We start from the raw sequence: 16,053 nt of genomic DNA, 5'->3' as shown, positions 1-16,053 counted from the left end.
TATCTGCGGCTGGACATCCCGCCGCCGGGCGAGGCGATGCTCGCCGAGGCCGCGAGCCGCGTCCCCCGCTTCGTCGATCACCGCGAGGGCGATGTCCCCGACGGCCGCTGGAAGGCCCTCGCCCTTCACGGGCTGGGGAGCGACAAGACGCTCGGGTTCGAAGCCTATGGGGTCCCGGAGGCCGGCCAGGCGGACGCGTACCAGTGGACGGACGCGGCCGACCTTTGCCCAGCGACGACGGCCTATGTCAAGAGCACGTTCCCGGAGGCGCAGTTCGGCCGCGTCCGGCTGATGTTGCTCCGGCCGGGGGGGCGGGTCCCCTTCCATGCCGATTACAGCGAGCGCAAGCTCGCCTCGATCTCGATCGCGCTCAACCATCCTGCGGGTTGTCGGTTCCTCTACCGCGATCGAGGCGTCGTCCATGAGGTTCCGTTCGCCGACGGGCGGGCCTTCGCGGTCAACCTCAGCTACGAGCATTCCGTCGTCAACGACAGCCGGGTCGACCGCTTTCACCTCATCGTGCACGTCCTCCGCGGCAACGCCCAATTCCGCGAGTTGTTCCTGCGGAGCTTCTCTCTGTACGGCGACCCGCGCGAGGATGTGAACGGGCAGCGGCCCGTGAGCGGTTGAAGCGGCGCTCCGGTGGTTCGAGTCTGTCGCCGGCCGAGGTCGGTGGCACGAGTGAAGAAAGGATCTGGGTATGGATAACGGCGAGTTCGATCCCGCGGCCGGGGTCTCGGTGTCCGAGGCCGTCGAGGCAGACGTAGCGATCATCGGCGCGGGGATGCTGGGCCTGTTCAACGCCCTCCAGTACGCGAAGCGCGGCCTCCGCGTGGTAATCGTCGACAACCTGATCGACCGAAAAGAGAGCTACAAGGTCGGCGAGTCGATGCTGTTGTTCACCAACGCCTTCCTGCGGACGATCGGCGGCGTGGAGCCGTTCCTGCCGCAGTGCTTCCCCAAGCGGGGCGTGTGGATGACGCACGGCACGGAGGGCGCGCAGAGCTTCGAGGGGGCGTCCGAGTGGGGGGCGCAGGCCGATTTCCATCCGCCTCACTATCTCTACGAGAAGCTGTGCGGCGACAAGTGGTCGAGGTGCATGTTCCTCGACATGCAGATGGTCCGCCCCGAGCTGGAGCGCTTCCTGTGCGACCAGGTGCGGAGTCACCCCAAGATCACGCTCTGCGACACTGCGAGGGTCCGCGACGTGCTGCTCGACGAGGGCGACGGGCCGCACACGGTCGTCTGGTCGTCCAGCCGGGACGGAGAGCCGTCGAACGCGCGTGTCCGCTGGGTGCTGGATTGCTCGGGCCGAAACCGGTTCCTGGCCAAGAAGATGAAGCACGCGGTCGCCATGGACGACGGTTTCCAGACGACGGCCGCGTGGGGCCAGTTCAGCGGCGTGACCGACGCGCTGTTCGGCGAGCGCTGGGTGTTCAACGACGAGGATGGCGACAAGAGCTCGCGTGACTACTTTACGGTGCACATGTGGGGAGAGGGGTACTGGATCTGGGTCATCCGGCTCGGCGGCGACCGCATCAGCATCGGGGTCACGTGGGACCAGCGCCTGCCGCCGGCAGGCTCCTCGCTGCGGGAGAAGTTCTGGAACGTCATGCGCCGCCACCCGGTGCTGGACGGATTGATCTCCGAGGACACCTTGCTCGAGTTTCGCAGCTACCGCGATGTGCAACACCTGACCGACACCTTCGTGAGCGAGCGGCGCTACGGCATGGTCGGCGATGCCGCGTCCATCATCGACGCCTACTACAGCCAGGGGATCTCGCTGGCGATGGTGACCTCCTGGCACATCGCCAACATCGTCGAGCGCGACGTACGCGAGCATCGCCTCGATCAGGCCTATATCCATCGGGTGAACGACGCCACGGCGCAAGACTGGCAGATCATGCGAAACATGGTGCGAGAGAAGTACTCGCCGGCCATCGCGGACAGCCGCTTCTTCGCGCTTTCCCACCTCCTCGATTTCGTGGTCCTGTTCGCCTCGGGGCCGGTGCGCGCCGACCTGGTGCGCTGGCTCATCGACACCGAGGGCGACACGTCGAGGGAGACGCCGGAGCTTCGAGCGATCCGGGACCGGCTCGAGCGGTGCCTGTATTTCTCGCAGACCACGGCCTGGCGCTGGCTGTCCCCCGAGCGCGTGCAGGCGATCCAGCGGGCCCTTCAATCCGCCATCGCGGAGCGGGCGCGGTTCCGGCTCGACCATGGGATCGGCGGGCCTACCCTCAAGACCATCGTCGGCTTTACGAAGCCCTTGCCGCCCCTCTGGCGACTGCCGCTGCTGAAGATGGGCAAGGTCGTCACCCTGTCGGCGCTCGACGTGGTGAAGTCCGGCGAGGCATCGTGGATCCAGCGTCTGCCGATCTCCTTCGAGGGGCGGCTGCGCTGGGTGATCCGCCTGCGGCACCAGGCGGCCGTGGGGCTCTTCTCTGCCCTGTACGCCTACGATTGGGCAGAGACGGCGCTCCACAAGCTCCGCGCGCCACGGCCCACGGTCCGTGCCGATGCGGTGGCCGAATAGCGTTCAACGTCGCTAGTGCCGCCGGGCGCAAGTGTGGCGCGTTATCGCTCACGCCGCCAGAACCTTGCCCTTGTAGGTCCACCTGAAGGGTTTGGCCATGCGCGTGTTGAAGAAGGCGATGAACGCGACGAGGCGCTCGCGGAGGTCATCGAGAGAAGAGAAGCTCGCGCGTCGTAACAAGCGGCGGACGAGGATGCTGAACCAGATCTCGATCTGGTTCAGCCAGGAGCAGTGCTTCGGCGTGTAGACGAACCGGATCCGATGCGAGGGATCCGACAGGAACCCGGCGCGGGTCTCCATCTTGTGCAAGATGCCGCTCTCCCCCTTGACTCCGAGGCGCACGTCGAGGCCGCAGCGGGCGGCGACGAATCTCACCAGCGCCTCCGAGTTGTGGGTGTTGAGATTGTCGAGGACGAAGATCCAGCGCGCGTCGGGGTCGGCATCGACAGTACGTGCGACGTGGTTGACGAAGTCTTCCTCGGTACGCCGCGGGCCTATTGTTGGGCTCACGATACGTCCCGTGGCAATCTCGAGATTCGCCGTCAGGCAGAGCGTGCCATGACGGATGTACTCGTACTCGATGCGCTCGATCTTTCCGGGCCGCACCGGAAGCGCAAGCCGGGCGTGCTCGAGCGCCTGAATGCCGCTCTTCTCGTCACAACTAATGAGATGGACGCCCTGTCCGTGGAAGGTCGTCGCTTGTTCGTAGAGCTCGCAGATCGTCCGAACCTCGCCAGCGAAGCGCTCCGGGTCCTCGGGCGTGTTTCGCAGCCAGTACTTGACCCGGTGCGGCCGAATGTCGGCCTCCCTTTAAAAATCGCCCGACCTGGCGCGCAGAGATCGAGTCGACGATCCCTCGCTTCGTCAGCTCTCGCGCGAGCGCTCCAGGCGTCCAGTGACTGAAGGGGACGCCGCTCTTCTCCGGGGGCTCGCACGCCAACGCGAAGATCTGCGCCACCTGATGTGCCCCGAAGCGGGGCGGCGCGCCCGTCCGCGGCCCATCGGCAAGTACCCTGAGGATCAAGCGCTCGAGCTCGAGGTCGCTGACGCCGCTCTCCTCAGCAGCGGCCAGTTCAGCTTGGCCCTCCAGCCATCGGTGCCGCCATCGACCGATCGCCTCGGGTCCCATGTCGAGCTCGACCGCCTGCTCGTTGTTCGGTACGCCGTGCCCGGACAACTTCACGATCTGCACCCTCGGGACCAGTTGCTGCGGAGTCTTGTGGCTCCGCTCCAGCTTGTCGAGGATGCGCCGCTGCCGTTCGGTAACGAGGATCTTGGGGGCCGTCCGTGCCATGATGGTCTTCCGGCTGCACAAGTACCCCGGGGGGCGATTTCGCTCCAAACTTCTGGTATTTTCAGCCCGGCAGCACTAGCAGGGTGCTGAAAAAAGACCCAGGTGTTCGAATATGAACCCATCTCAGCGGCCCGGAGCACTGTACGAGAGGACTTGTTGGGCCGCTGCCTCCGTGCGAGAGGCCTCCGGGGCCTTCTTCGGGCCAGGGGGCCCCCTGCCCGAGGGGCCTCATGCGATGGGCAGCAGCAGCTTGGCCATCCGAAGCAGGTTGTAGGCGGCGCCGATGAGAAGCGACGCCATCTCGTTGCGCTGTTTTCCTCGGAATCGGGTCTTGCGGTAGTTGGCGACTGTCTTCTCCCAGCCGAAGACCTCCTCGATCCGCTTCCGGAATCGCTGACTGAGCAGATAGCCCTCATGCCTCGAGGTGCGGCCATCGATCGCCGAGCCGCCGCTGCGGCCTGTATTCATGGCCACATGCGGAGTGACGCCGATCCGGCGGCAGCCTTCGACGAAGTCGCGTGTATCGTAGCCCTTGTCGGCGGCGACCGTGCGTCGGCTTCGTGTCGGATCGTTGCGCTCGAGCATCATGTATGCGGCCTCGACCTCAGCGCGTCCATGGGCGTGCGTGATGCACATGTCGACGATGAGCCCGTTGCGGTTCTCCATCAGCACGTGCTGCGCATACGACAGTTTGGCTTCCTTGCCGTTGCCCTTGCGCGCGAGCCTGGCCTCCGGGTCGGTAGTCGACCTATGCGTCTCGTTGCCGCGCTTCTCGCCATGGAAGTCGACCGTCGGGTTCTTCGCATCCTCAACCGGCGGCTTCTCCTCGACCGGCGGCTTCTCCTCGACCGGCGGCTTCTCCTCGACCGGCGGCTTCTCCTCGACCGATCCGTCCTTGCGCTTGAAGCTCTTGAGCGATGCCCACGCCTCGATCAGCGTGCCGTCGACCGAGAAATGCTCGCTGCTCATCAGCCCGGCGGCCTTCGCCTGGCCGACGACCAGCGCGAAGAACTCGCGGGCCACGTCGTGATCCATGAGCCGCTCGCGATTCTTGGTAAAGGTCGTCGGGTGGAACGCATCCTCGGTCATGTCCATGTCGAGGAACCACCGGAACAAGAGATTGTAGCCGAGCTGGTCACAGAACAACCGGTCGCTGCGGACCGAGAACAGGGCCATCAGCAGTGTCGCCTTGAGCAGCGACTCCGGCGGGATCGATGGCCGCCCGATGGTCGAGTACATGCCCTCGAACACCGGCGCGAGGTCCCTCAGCGCCGCATCGACGAGCTTCTTCACCGCGCGCAGCGGGTGCCGCTCAGGGATCTTCGACTCGGGCGAGACGAGGCAGATCATGCTGGACTGGGGGACCTTGATGCCGCGCATACGACCAATGTACGAAATCGCGCATGCCCGGCAAGACCTTCAGCTCTGTCTCCGGTGTGTGGTTACGCTGCTCTTTTTCAGCACCCTGCTAGCGCCTCGACGCGGGCCCGCCGGCTCGAAGAAGAGCTCGATGCTGGCGATGAGGGTCGGGCGTTCAGCCGATCGTCACGCCAGGGTCCCAAAAGGGGCCTGCAATCAGGGCTCACGTCGCGGGTGACCAGAGGCGGTCGCTCGGGAGTCCGAGCACCGAGGCAGCCGCGGGGTGAAGCGAGTCCGGGGCCAGCCGCCCGTCGCGCGCGGCCCTTCCCAGCCAATCCTGGATGGCTCCGCCAGTGCGGTCGAAGCCGTCGGTCTTGAGCAGACCGTAGAGACCGGCGGCCAGCACGTGCATGCCGTCGTCGACGCCCCGCCAGCGCTCACCGGCGGACCGGGCGACGCCGATCCGCTCACTGATGAGTTGATCCAGCGCCTCCGCCGTGTCCTCGTCGAAGAGCCCGTCGAGCGTGGTGTACCCGAAGCTCGGGTCATGCTCGGCGACGATCCGGGTGAGCAGGGGGTCGCGGCGCAGCACCTCCAGCGCATCACGAATCGCGGGGTGTTCGACGTCGAAGGGGGGATGGAGGATCTCATGCGCGGCGATGCGGATGACCGTCTCGTCGGGATAGTCGAGATGGGAGATGAATCGCTGGCCGATGATCTTGATGCCGTGCGGCCTGGAGAAGTGCACCAGGTGAATGGTGATGTCCGGCTGCAGCCGGCGGCCCAGCAGCCGCTCCTGCTCGGCGATGATGTCCACCCCCGTCAGTCGCTGTCGCAGCGCCGCCACGCGCCGCTCCACCCGGTCACCGAGGAAGTGCCGGCGGAACACCGGAAAGTCGGCGGCCGCCAGCGCATCGAGCACCCGTGTCAGCGCCGGCCGTGCCTCGATGAACCAGGCCCACTCCTTGTCGTCCCAGTAGGGGCTGGTGCGGTAGCGAGGGAGCAGCCGCTGCTCGGCCTCCGCGAGCGAGCCGCGCAGGTCGGCGAGTGTCTCGCTGGGCCCGGCGGAGAACACCATGCAGAGGAAAGGGCCCAGCAGACCGCTCTGCTCCTTCGCGGATGCCTTGAGCTGCTGGACGGTGCCGATGGCCTCGGCGCTGAATCCGGGCAGGAACCGCGCGAGTTCTCCGGGATAGTTGTCGGTGTAGAATGGGTCACCGGACAGCGGGCCGAGGAAGCAGAGCGCGTCCAGGCCTTCGGAGTCGGTGACGTTCCAGCGGGTGCGTGAGGCCGAGGCGGCGGGGACGAGCGAGCCGCGGGTGGCACAGCCGACCGCCGCGACGAGCGGGAGTCGGCACAGGGCGAAGAGGCAGTCGCGTCGATTCATTCCTCCTCGAATAACCGTTCGCGGCCGAGTGTTCTTGAATCCAGTTGACCCTCCGGCCTCGGCGTGCGCCTCAGCGACGCCGGCGTCCGGCCCGTCAGCGCGGCCACGTCACGAGTCATGTGAGCCTGGTCCGCGAAGCCGAGGTTCTGGGCGAGCTGTGCCAGTGGCAGTGGCGAGCCGGGGATCGTCCGCCATGCACGGAGCGCGCGCGCGTCGGCCCGGTAGCGCTTGGGTGAGACGCCGTACGCGCGCTTGAAGCCGCGGGCGACCGTCTCCACCGTGAGGCCCGTGGCCTCCGCCCATTCCGTGAGGCATAGCGACGGGTTCTCGCGCAGCGCGGCGGCGAGCAAGTCCGGCCAGTCCCCGGGCCCTTCCGTGGCGGCCACGCACAAGGCGGACAGGAGGCCGGACGCGGCGAGTCGGTCCCGCTCGGCGGTCTGCACCACAGCATCGAGGTTCCGCAACATGGCGACCGGCACATCCGGTGCATTGACTGGAAGCGGCAGGTTCAGCACGTCGGCCCCGGCGGTACCGAACTGGTCGGCGTGCGCCTCGAAGGGGCGGTGGAAGACCACGGAGCCGGTGCTGAGCCGGAATCGACCCGAGTCTCCTGCTTCGACGTAGCTCCCGGCGACGACGACGGCGACGTACCCGATCCCATTACGGTGGCGCTCCAACCGCGCCGATGCCAGGAATCGCTGGGCCACGGCAATGTCGCTGCGTCTCGGCACGGCCTGGGACGATACCGGAGCTCGTTCGACAAGTGGCCAAGATCGATCGCCTCCAGCACCTCGCTCAAACCTCCGTTGTCGTCCGAGGTCGAGCACTGCGGTTCACGAGCTGAACCTGCTTCATGGACCTCGAGGCGTTCTCGTACTCGACACCGTGACGAAATTTCCTCCTCGAACCGCTCGATCGCGCGGGGAGAACTCCACGAAGACAGGCTATCATGGTCGGCGGAAATGGCTGAAAAAAGACACTGAAATGCCATCTTTTCGCATAAATTGAGTTATGCAAAAATGCGGTTGTGCAAGACAAAACGGCCGGTCAAGATCGGCGCGAGGATGAAGATCGCGGAGCTTTCACGGGTCAGCGGCACGCATCGCTCGACCATCCACCACTACCTCGACCTCGGTCTGCTCCCGCGGCCCGAAACTCTGGGTCCGCGGCTCCACGTCTTCGGTGACGAGCACGTCGAGCGGCTGCGGGAGATCAAGGCGCTGCGGGCCCAGGGGCTCGGGCTCGGGGAGATCCGCCAGCGGCTTCAGACCCGCCTGCGGCCGCGGACGGCCCGCAAGCGGCCGCGACGGCGCCGCGACGGCGCGGCCGACCGGCGCGCGGCGATCCTCGACGCGGCGGCCCGGCTGTTCCTCGAGCGCGGGTTCGACGGCGCCGACATGCAGGCGATCGCGCGCGCGGCCGGGGTCGGCAAGGCGACCGTCTATCAATACTTCGCCGGCAAGAGCGAGCTGTTCGTCGAGTGCCTCGATCGTCTGCGCTTCACGCTGGTGCCGGCGAGCGCGCGGGCGGAGGTGCAATCGGGGCTGCCGCTGGGCGAGGAGGCACGGCTGCGGGCGCAGGCGGTGCTGTCGCGGTTTGCCGGCTTCCGCACGATGACGAACCTGCTCGGCGCGGCCGCCCACGGGCGCGACCCCGAGGTCGCCGCGCGCGCGCGCGAGGCCCTGCACCGCATGGTGATGAACGCCGAGCCGAGCCTGCGCCGGGCCATGGCCGCAGGCGAGCTGCGCCGCGGCGACACCGAGCTGTGGGCCTACATGCTGTGGGGCGCCCTGCTCGCGCTCGGCGACCGCCTCGCCCTCGACGACCGCTACGCGCAGCCCGAGGCGCTGGCGGTCTACCTCGAATTCATGCGCCGCGCGACCGCGCCGTGACACGCGCGTGGCGAGGTTCACGTGCCCGAAAGGCCGCCGTGATCCTTGCGGATGCCGCAGTCCTTGCCAGTGTTGAGGTACGCTGCGAGAGTCCCCTGGACATGGAACCTTGTCGGTTTGAGAACGCGGCGAAACGTCGCCGTACCAGAAGGCGCTCGCAGTCGCCGGTTCCGGAGCGCGCGCGCCGGTATTTGTGGAACAAGTTCTGACCCATCCTCGCCAAAAGCCCCTCCGCTGCCAAACGCCGCGGATCTCCACACGGAGGGGCTTGGGCGGGGAGGGCGACTTGCCACGGGTTGCCTCTGGGTGCCTCTGGTTGCCACAAAACATCCATGGCCATCCTGGTTGACGATGCCCTCCGCGAGCTCCACACAGCTGCGATCAACGCTGGGCTGGCCACTTCTCGAGACGCGCTGCTCTCTCGGAGCCCCAGGAGCTTCGTGACGACGCTCGAGAGAGCAACGAACGACGCGGCGCAGCTACCCCTCGATCGTGGGTGGTGGATGGGGAAGCCGAGATCGGCCTCAAGCGTGAGCGTCAGCAGGCGCTTGCCGGCCTCATCGGCGGCCGTGCGCATGCGGGCCACCTCGCGCACGGCACTTGCCGCGGTGCGCACCAGGTGATCGGACGCGAATCGATCCTGGGCATCGATATCCTCGGACGAAGGCGCGCCCATCATCGACGGATCCAGCACGAATGCGTCGGTACAGGCGACCAGCACGCTCTCGGTGCAGCTGCAACGCTGTCGCTCTTCGCCGACGCGGCGCTGATGCTGTTCGAGATGGTGATGGACGTGCAGCGACCGTCGTTCCGGTTCGAGGAGCGAGGGGTAGTGGATGAAGACGCCACGGACGCACCGGTAGGCGTCGCGCCGCAGCAGTTCGTGGTGCGGACCCGCTTGAGGAAGAACTGCCAGGCGAGGCTGCGATCGGGGGCGTAGAGGACGTCGGGGCGCTCGTCGCCGTCGATCGGCGCGAGGTCGAGCGGTGGGGTGAAGCGAACACCGCGGCGTCCAGCGGGGAGATCGGCGAGCAGGCCCATCAGTTTGAGATGGTACCCCGGACGCCAGCGTCTTCCCCTGGTCCAGCATCTGCAGCATGCGAATGCGGGACTCAAGCCCAAGGACGAGGATCGAGAGCTCCTGTGCCGAAAGGCTCGGGAGCGGCTCACGGAGCGGAGTTGGGGAACCGCGCATTCGGCACGGATGACCACCGCCATCGCTCCGCTGCGAGCGGCGATCGCAAACTTCTCCGGGCGACCGTCCTGGCCCGAGCTCGACCTGGCGCGCGCTCGCCTCCCGCTCGCGCAGGCGGGTGGTGCGGCGGTTGGCGGCGGGCGGACGGGCGGGTAGGCTCGGGGTCGTGGTGAGCGACGAAGCACTGCTCGAGGCGTGGAACGGGGGCGATGCGGCGGCCGGAGAGCGGTTGTTCGATCGCCATTTCGAGCGCCTCGTCCGCTTCTTCCGCACGAAGGTCCACGGCGAGGTCGAGGAGTTGGTCCAACAGACTTTCCTCGGTTGCCTCGAGAGTCGCGGGCGCTTCCGCGGCGAGGGGCAGTTCCAGGCGTTCCTGTTCGCTATCGCGCGGAACGTGCTGTTCAACTTCTACCGCGAGAGGCAGCGGGGCGGCGCTGCGGTGGCGATCAGCGAGGTCTCGCTGCACGACCTCGACCCGCGGCCGAGCGCGGTGATCGCGGAGCGCCGCGAGCACCAGATCTTGCTCGAGTGCCTGCGCCGGATCCCGCTGGACGCGCAGCTCGTGCTCGAGCTGCACTACTGGGAGGACATGACCTCGGCGGCGATCGCCGACGTGCTGCAGGTCCCCCACGGCACGGCGCAGACCCGGATCCGCCGCGCGCGGCAGCTGCTGGCCGCCGAGGTCGAGCGTCAGGCTGGCTCGCTCGGTCAGGCGACGCTCGACTTCGAGACGTGGGCGCGTTCGTTGCGCGCGCTGGTCGATCGTGACCGATGAGACCGCGTCCGCGATTTTTTTGTCCGTCGCACAATTAAAATCCCGGCTGCCGTTACAGACCGTGACGACAGGGCGCGCCGTGCAGGGGCGTCCGGAGGATCGTCATGCAATCACCATACAGGACAACTCATCGTTCGATGCTCATCACCGTCACCCTCGCACTTGCGGCGGGCTGCGACGACCCGGACGCGCTCGTCGTCGATGCCGAGGGAGAGGTCGTCGACATCGCGGGCGACGGGCCCGACACGGCGGACCCGCAGAAACTGGGCGCGTCGGCTGCGGACGGCGACGAACCGCCGGACAGGTCCGGCGCAGCGGACCAGCGAGCATTCGCCGCACCGGCGGCGCCGCCGGAAGAGGCGGGCGCCCCGTGCCGGATCCTCGCGCTGGGCGACTCGATCACCTACGGCTGGAATTCGAACCCGGCGCAGGAGGGAGACCCGACCGGGACGTACCACGGCGGCTACCGGGCGCACTTGGTCGCTGGCTTCGTTCAGGTGCCGTCGCCGACGGTCGGACCGATCAAGATGGTCGGCGCCCTCGTCGAGCATTCGACGCCCCTGCAGGTCGCATGGGGGCAGGCGGCGCATTCAGGGTACTCGGGGTACACCAACGCCGGGATCGCGTGGACCGTCGGAACCCTCGGCTCCTCGAGCTTCAACCCGGACATCATCCTGCTGCACAGCGGCACGAACGACATCCGCCTGAGCGGGTGGCCGCAGCATGCGACCGCGCTGGCGAACCTGAATGTCCTGCTCGAGAACCTGCGGGTGAAGAACCCCGGGGCGACGATCCTCATGGCGAAGATCATCCCGATGACCGGCGCATACGCTTACCTCAACAGTGAGGTGAATGCCTACAATGCCCAGCTCGACGGTGTCGCCGCCGCCCGGCAGGCGATCGGCCAAGACGTCCGGATCGTCGACCACAACACGTTCTTCCCGACGGCGACCATCCTCGACGGGCTCCACCCCGATTGGACGGGCTATGCGAACATGGCGGCGCGCTGGCGCCTCGCGCTCGACGCGGCCGGCTGTTGATCAGAGGCCAGGCTCCACCCATGCAGCCAGCGCGGGCCGGCGGCGCGCCAACGCGGTGACGTAGAGCCGATCGTCGGCGCGCACGAGCGCGTCTCGTAGGTGGTCCCGCGCCTCGCTCGTACGGCCGGCGCGGGCCGCGAGGTCGGCCATTTCGATCGACAGCGCCGCGGCGAGCTCGGTGTGCTCGCCGTCACCCTCGATTGGTCCGCGTACACGACCCTCGGCGATCGCCGCGAGCGCCAGCGACAGATCCGCCTCGGCGTCGCCCGAGCGGCCCGCGCTCGCGCTCGCGCGGGCCCGCGCGAGCAGCAGCCCGAGTTCCATGGATGTGATGATATGTCCTTCAGGACATATCATCACATCGGCGAGGTCCTCCAGAAGCGCGCGATCGACCTGGGGGTCATCGACGCCATGGGTCGCTGCGACCGACCACGCGCGCCAGAACAGCCGCGGAAATTCGGCCGGATCCGCCGCGCGCGCGAGCGGAGCGAACGCGGCGCGGTGCGTGCGGAGCAGGTGCAGCGATTCGGGCGAGGGCTCCGGACCCAGCCGTGGGGCCAGCAGCGCGGCCGCCTCGTCCCAGCGCCCGAGCTCGAGTAACGCTGCCCCGCGCCCGAGCTCCGTCGACCCCGCGTCGAGCCGCGGATCCGCGGCGGCGGCGAGCGCCAGAACCGGGTCGCCCTCGACGAGCGCGCGCGCGAGGCGAGCCTGTGGGTCGTCGGGGTCGGGCTCGGTGATCTCGACGCCGATGAGGGTCATGCGACGGAGCGCGAGCTCCATCCATGCGCTCGTGCCCTCGGGCCGGCCCGCGTGGCCGGCGATCCGCAGCTCGTAGTCGCCCGGTGTCGGTGCCACCGTGAGCGCGCCGCGTTCCTGCTGCACGTGGCCGTCGGCGTCGGTCAACACGCAGGCCCACTCGCCGAGGAGCGGTAGCACGTCGAGCCGGACCACGACGCGTCGGGGCGGAAGCCCCACGCCGCTGCCGCCGGGCGGCATGAAGAACTTGCCGCGGTCGCTGCCTGGGACCTTGCAGTGAATCCGTTGCTCCGCGATCCCGCCGCCACCTCCGGCCCCGAGCCCGAGCTCGACCGCCTGTCCCGGCTCGCCGCCTCGGGGCGCGAGCTCGAAACGTACGCCAGAGCTCCACTCGGCGCGCAGCAGCTCGAGCTCGAGCTCGAGGGTGAATTGCCGCGCATCCCAGCTGATCGGGAGCGTGGCGATCGTCCCGCGATCCGCGAATGCGTGCACATGCAGAGTCGCCTCGTGTGGATCTCGGCGTAGTGCCAGCGGATCGACGATGCGCCAGGCCGGTGCGAGGGATCGATCGAAAGTCCATGCAATCCGGCGCGGCTCGGCGGTCGACTCCAGCGCGAGGTCCCGAAGTTGTTCGAGCTGACGGCGACGCGTTGGATCGAGCAGGCCCTCGTGCAACAGTTCACCGGCGGTCCGGGCGGCGTCGTCGAAGCGACCGACGCGGAAATAGTCGCGGGTCGCGGCCCACAGCGCCGCCTCGCGCTGCTCGGGCGACCGCGCCGCCCGCTCGTACAGCACCGCGGAGCGCTCGTACTGCCGGCCCAGCTCACCGAGTTCGGCCGCACGCCGCAGCAGGCTCGCAGCCGCCGCGGGGGAGGTGCTCGGTTCGGCCGACCGCTCGAGCACGGCGATCGCCCGCTCACGCAAGCCGAGCTGTACGAGCCGCTCCGCGTTACTCCACGCCCGCGCGGCCCAGGGATCGTCCGGCGCCGGCGTCGGGAGCGGGCCAGGGATCGGCGGCATCGCCCGCTCGCCGACGCCGAGGGCGTAGATCCGTGAGTCACCCGCGGTGTCGCGCACGAGCAGTTCAGCCGCGCTGTCGCCGTCCAGCTCGGCGAACGCGAGCGGGGCGATCCCGCCGACCAGCAGCGATTCGAAGTCACCTTCGGCGAGCTGCCGGTGAATCAGGATGCCGTGCGCATGGGGCCGCAGTGCGTCCTCGGTCGCGTCGCGCCACTCCACGCGACGGCGGACGTGCACGACGATGTCGTCGCGGCCGTCGCCGTCGAGGTCGCCGACGTGCAGCCCGGCGAGGTCGAGCGGAGCTTCGTGGCTCAGGCGTCGTGGAGCCGGGAGGAAGGCCCGCTGAACGAGCGCGTCGTCGGCGAGTTCGAACAAGTACACGCCGGGCGGCGCACCGCTCGGGCTGCTCGCCGGGAAGATCCGCCGATTGGCGCTGCGATCGCCCTTGAGCACCACGAGCCGGCGCGCTTGCCCCGGTGCGTCGAGGGTCTGAAGCCCGGTGACGTGCCCGAGCTGGCGCTGATCGACGAGCTCGAGCGCATCGGTGCCATGCGGACGCCGCAATACCCGTACGGTGTAGGCGCGCCAGGGGCCGGCCGCGACCACCAGCTCGTCGATGCGATCGCCGTCGAGGTCGGCGCCGAGGAGCGCCGTGATCTCGGAGCCGTGCGTCCGCGGATAGGCGCTCGCGGTCTCCCAGCCCGCGCCGGCCCGGCGCAGCTCGAGCAGGCGACGGCTGTAGGGTCCCGTGCCGACGAACAGCTCGCGCAACCCGTCGCCGTCGAGGTCGGCGCTCGCCCCCGCGACCACGGTCCCCTCGGTCCAGCGCAGGTGCTCACGCGCCGCACCTGTCTCGAAGGACAGAACAACTCCGTCCTCGCCGTCCCACCCGAGCACCCGCTCGGGCTCCCCGGGCGCGACGGGCGCCGACGCGAGTGGCAGGAGCCCGGGAGGCGCCCTGGCGGGCAGGTGCAGCGGCGTCAGTGTCGGATCGGCGCGAGTGAGGGTGAAAGCCGCGACCCCACCCGCAGGCTCGCCCCGGACCAGGAACTCGCGCTGTCCGTCGCCGTCGGCGTCGAGGCCCAGCGCACCTACACCAAACTGCGTGGTCGCAGTGGTCGCCGCCAGCGCAGCGAGCACCGGTGCCAGCGCGCGCGCGCGAGGCGACACGACCGGCTCGCGGCTCAGCTCGAGCGCACGCGCCAGATCGCGACCGGCGGCCGCCGAGGTGATCGCCAGATCGATCAGTGCCGGGTCGGACCGCAGGGCGCCGTCGTCGATCGCCGCGAGCACGGCGGCCATGGAGTACCAGTCGTGGTCATCGCCGAACAGCTCGGCGAGGTCGCGCCGAGCCACCCTCTGCTCGAGGCCGTCGGGTCCCTCGAGGTATACCTCGGCGAGGCTCTCGATCGTCCCCTCGCGGTCGCCTACGGCGCGCTCGCGTGCGGCCTGCCGTAGCCAGGCTCGCGCTCGGGCCGAAGTTCCTCGTACTTCGGGGCGCTCGGTGAGCTCCCGCAGCAGCGCCCGTGCATCGGCGAGTCGACCCTCGCGGGACCAGCGATCGAGATGTGGCTCGATCGCGCTGAACCGGGCCTCGAGTTCGAGCTCTGCCCGCTGCCGCGACCACGCCGTCGCACCGCGGGCGAGCAGCGTCACGAGCACACCGCCGAGGGCGAGCAGCGCGACGACGCCGAACACACGCGCGCACCACCTTCGTCGGGCCGCCGGCGGATCTGCGGCCAGGGCCGCGAGCAGCGCCTCCATCGTCGGCCAGCGCGTGGCAGGGTCCGAGTCGAGACCGCGCTCCACGACCGCGACGACCCAGGTCGGGACCGGGCGAGCCGCGCGGGTGACTGCCGTCGAAGCCGACGTGTCCCCGACCCGCACGCCGTGGAGGGCCTCGTGCACGACGGCACAGAAGCTGTATTGATCGCTACGCGCATCCGCAGGCGCGCCGGCCTGCTGCTCCGGGGCCATGTATGCGGGCGTGCCGAGCCGGAGACCGGTGCGCGTCCGATCGTCGCCGACCGCGTCGGACTCGTGCGGACCGGCCGCGTCGTGACTGGTCCGTTCCTCGTCGCGGGTGTGCAACGCGGCGAGCCCGAAGTCGAGCACACGGACCTGCCCGTCCTCACCGAGCATGATGTTCTCGGGCTTGATGTCGCGGTGGACGATGCGGGCCGCGTGGGCGGCCGCGATCCCACGACCCGCGGCGATGAGGACGCGGAGCACCTCCTCCACCGGATGCGGACCCTCGGCGAACCACGCGCGGAGGGTGCGACCGCGGACGAAGCTCATCACCAGAAACACCGCGCCGTCGTGCTCGCCCGCCTCGTAGATCTCGACGACATTCGGGTGCGCGAGCTGGGCGAGCGCCTGCGCCTCGCGGAGCAGGCGTCGCCGCTTCCGGTCCTCGCCGGCGCCGGGGTACGCGCGCAGGAGCTTGATCGCCACCTTGCGGTCGAGGAGCGGATCGTAGGCTGAGAACACGACGCCCATCGCGCCCTCGCCAAGCCGCTCGAGGACGACGAATCGGTGGATCTTCAGCGGCGCGGCGGTCCGTTGAAACAGCTTCTGCTTGAGCGAGCGCCGCATCTGCTCGAGCTCGAACGACCCGCCTTGCTCGTGACCCTTCATTTCGTCGGACCCGCCTCGTCAGTGTATCCCGCCGCGCCCCATCCTCGTCATCGTGACGAGGTTCCGCGGGAGACTGTCCAGCGGCTCCAGGTCGCGCTCGCGGTGATACACGGTCATCCGCGCTGTCGAAACACCACTCGGGCACGATGCTGAAGCGGCGCG

At 68.8% G+C, this 16,053-nt stretch carries 12 protein-coding genes; 6 read left to right on the top strand and 6 right to left on the bottom strand.

Annotated elements, in window-relative coordinates; translation table 11 throughout:
• Window positions 1-36: 36 nt before the first annotated feature.
• Both O0S08_RS32850 and O0S08_RS32845 read left to right on the top strand, forming a co-directional pair.
• A complete protein-coding gene (locus tag O0S08_RS32850) occupies window positions 37-630 on the top strand; it encodes an aspartyl/asparaginyl beta-hydroxylase domain-containing protein (protein ID WP_269033347.1) in 594 nt (197 codons plus the stop codon).
• A 70-nt stretch (window positions 631-700) separates the two neighbouring features.
• Window positions 701-2,536 (top strand): NAD(P)/FAD-dependent oxidoreductase, encoded by a 1,836-nt coding sequence (locus O0S08_RS32845; RefSeq protein WP_269033345.1) that lies wholly within the window; start codon window positions 701-703, stop codon window positions 2,534-2,536.
• A gap of 48 nt (window positions 2,537-2,584) precedes the next feature.
• Here the strand turns inward: O0S08_RS32845 and O0S08_RS32840 are convergent, their stop codons facing one another.
• The 5 genes from O0S08_RS32840 to O0S08_RS32820 form a co-directional block, all read right to left on the bottom strand.
• On the bottom strand, window positions 2,585-3,178 hold the full coding sequence (locus O0S08_RS32840) for a transposase (protein WP_269041883.1): 594 nt from the start codon (window positions 3,176-3,178) through the stop codon (window positions 2,585-2,587).
• A gap of 19 nt (window positions 3,179-3,197) precedes the next feature.
• The gene (locus O0S08_RS32835) at window positions 3,198-3,830 is read right to left on the bottom strand and encodes a helix-turn-helix domain-containing protein (protein WP_269033343.1); all 633 of its coding nucleotides are present in this window, start codon (window positions 3,828-3,830) and stop codon (window positions 3,198-3,200) included.
• 228 nt (window positions 3,831-4,058) lie between these two features.
• Window positions 4,059-5,210: an IS5 family transposase gene (locus tag O0S08_RS32830; protein WP_269033342.1), complete on the bottom strand. Its 1,152-nt coding sequence runs from the start codon at window positions 5,208-5,210 to the stop codon at window positions 4,059-4,061.
• Between the two features lie 202 nt (window positions 5,211-5,412).
• Window positions 5,413-6,576, bottom strand: a complete 1,164-nt coding sequence (locus O0S08_RS32825; RefSeq protein ID WP_269033340.1) for a hypothetical protein — start codon at window positions 6,574-6,576, stop codon at window positions 5,413-5,415.
• Window positions 6,573-7,307: a helix-turn-helix domain-containing protein gene (locus tag O0S08_RS32820; protein ID WP_269033338.1), complete on the bottom strand. Its 735-nt coding sequence runs from the start codon at window positions 7,305-7,307 to the stop codon at window positions 6,573-6,575. Before O0S08_RS32820 ends, O0S08_RS32825 begins: the two co-directional genes overlap by 4 nt.
• Before the next feature lie 333 nt (window positions 7,308-7,640).
• Here O0S08_RS32820 and O0S08_RS32815 point away from each other — a divergent pair, with 333 nt between their 5' ends.
• From O0S08_RS32815 to O0S08_RS32800, 4 genes are all read left to right on the top strand, one after another.
• Window positions 7,641-8,468, top strand: coding sequence for a TetR family transcriptional regulator (locus O0S08_RS32815; RefSeq protein ID WP_269033337.1), 828 nt, complete (start codon window positions 7,641-7,643; stop codon window positions 8,466-8,468).
• A 496-nt stretch (window positions 8,469-8,964) separates the two neighbouring features.
• Window positions 8,965-9,408: a hypothetical protein gene (locus O0S08_RS32810; RefSeq protein WP_269033336.1), complete on the top strand. Its 444-nt coding sequence runs from the start codon at window positions 8,965-8,967 to the stop codon at window positions 9,406-9,408.
• 424 nt (window positions 9,409-9,832) lie between these two features.
• On the top strand, window positions 9,833-10,438 hold the full coding sequence (locus O0S08_RS32805) for an RNA polymerase sigma factor (protein WP_269033335.1): 606 nt from the start codon (window positions 9,833-9,835) through the stop codon (window positions 10,436-10,438).
• Between the two features lie 137 nt (window positions 10,439-10,575).
• Complete coding sequence (locus O0S08_RS32800) at window positions 10,576-11,478, top strand: GDSL-type esterase/lipase family protein (protein WP_269033334.1); 903 nt, start codon at window positions 10,576-10,578, stop codon at window positions 11,476-11,478.
• On the opposite strand, the gene O0S08_RS32795 is transcribed toward O0S08_RS32800, so the two are convergent.
• Window positions 11,479-15,891 (bottom strand): protein kinase domain-containing protein, encoded by a 4,413-nt coding sequence (locus tag O0S08_RS32795; RefSeq protein WP_269033333.1) that lies wholly within the window; start codon window positions 15,889-15,891, stop codon window positions 11,479-11,481.
• Window positions 15,892-16,053: the final 162 nt, after the last annotated feature.

Source organism: Nannocystis punicea, assembly GCF_026965555.1.
In the GTDB taxonomy this organism is placed as follows: domain Bacteria; phylum Myxococcota_A; class Polyangia; order Nannocystales; family Nannocystaceae; genus Nannocystis; species Nannocystis punicea.
The sequence above is the reverse complement of the archived record's forward strand: the minus strand, read 5'-3'. Positions and strand labels throughout refer to the sequence as shown.

Bases quoted from the DNA above. Each gene is read 5' to 3' on its own strand.
- O0S08_RS32795 (WP_269033333.1), bottom strand. From the start codon at position 15,891: ATGAAGGGTCACGAGCAAGGCGGGTCGTTCGAGCTCGAGCAGATGCGG.
- O0S08_RS32815 (WP_269033337.1), top strand. From the start codon at position 7,641: ATGAAGATCGCGGAGCTTTCACGGGTCAGCGGCACGCATCGCTCGACC.
- O0S08_RS32850 (WP_269033347.1), top strand. From the start codon at position 37: ATGCTCGCCGAGGCCGCGAGCCGCGTCCCCCGCTTCGTCGATCACCGC.
- O0S08_RS32830 (WP_269033342.1), bottom strand. From the start codon at position 5,210: ATGCGCGGCATCAAGGTCCCCCAGTCCAGCATGATCTGCCTCGTCTCG.
- O0S08_RS32845 (WP_269033345.1), top strand. From the start codon at position 701: ATGGATAACGGCGAGTTCGATCCCGCGGCCGGGGTCTCGGTGTCCGAG.
- O0S08_RS32825 (WP_269033340.1), bottom strand. From the start codon at position 6,576: ATGAATCGACGCGACTGCCTCTTCGCCCTGTGCCGACTCCCGCTCGTC.
- O0S08_RS32800 (WP_269033334.1), top strand. From the start codon at position 10,576: ATGCTCATCACCGTCACCCTCGCACTTGCGGCGGGCTGCGACGACCCG.
- O0S08_RS32835 (WP_269033343.1), bottom strand. From the start codon at position 3,830: ATGGCACGGACGGCCCCCAAGATCCTCGTTACCGAACGGCAGCGGCGC.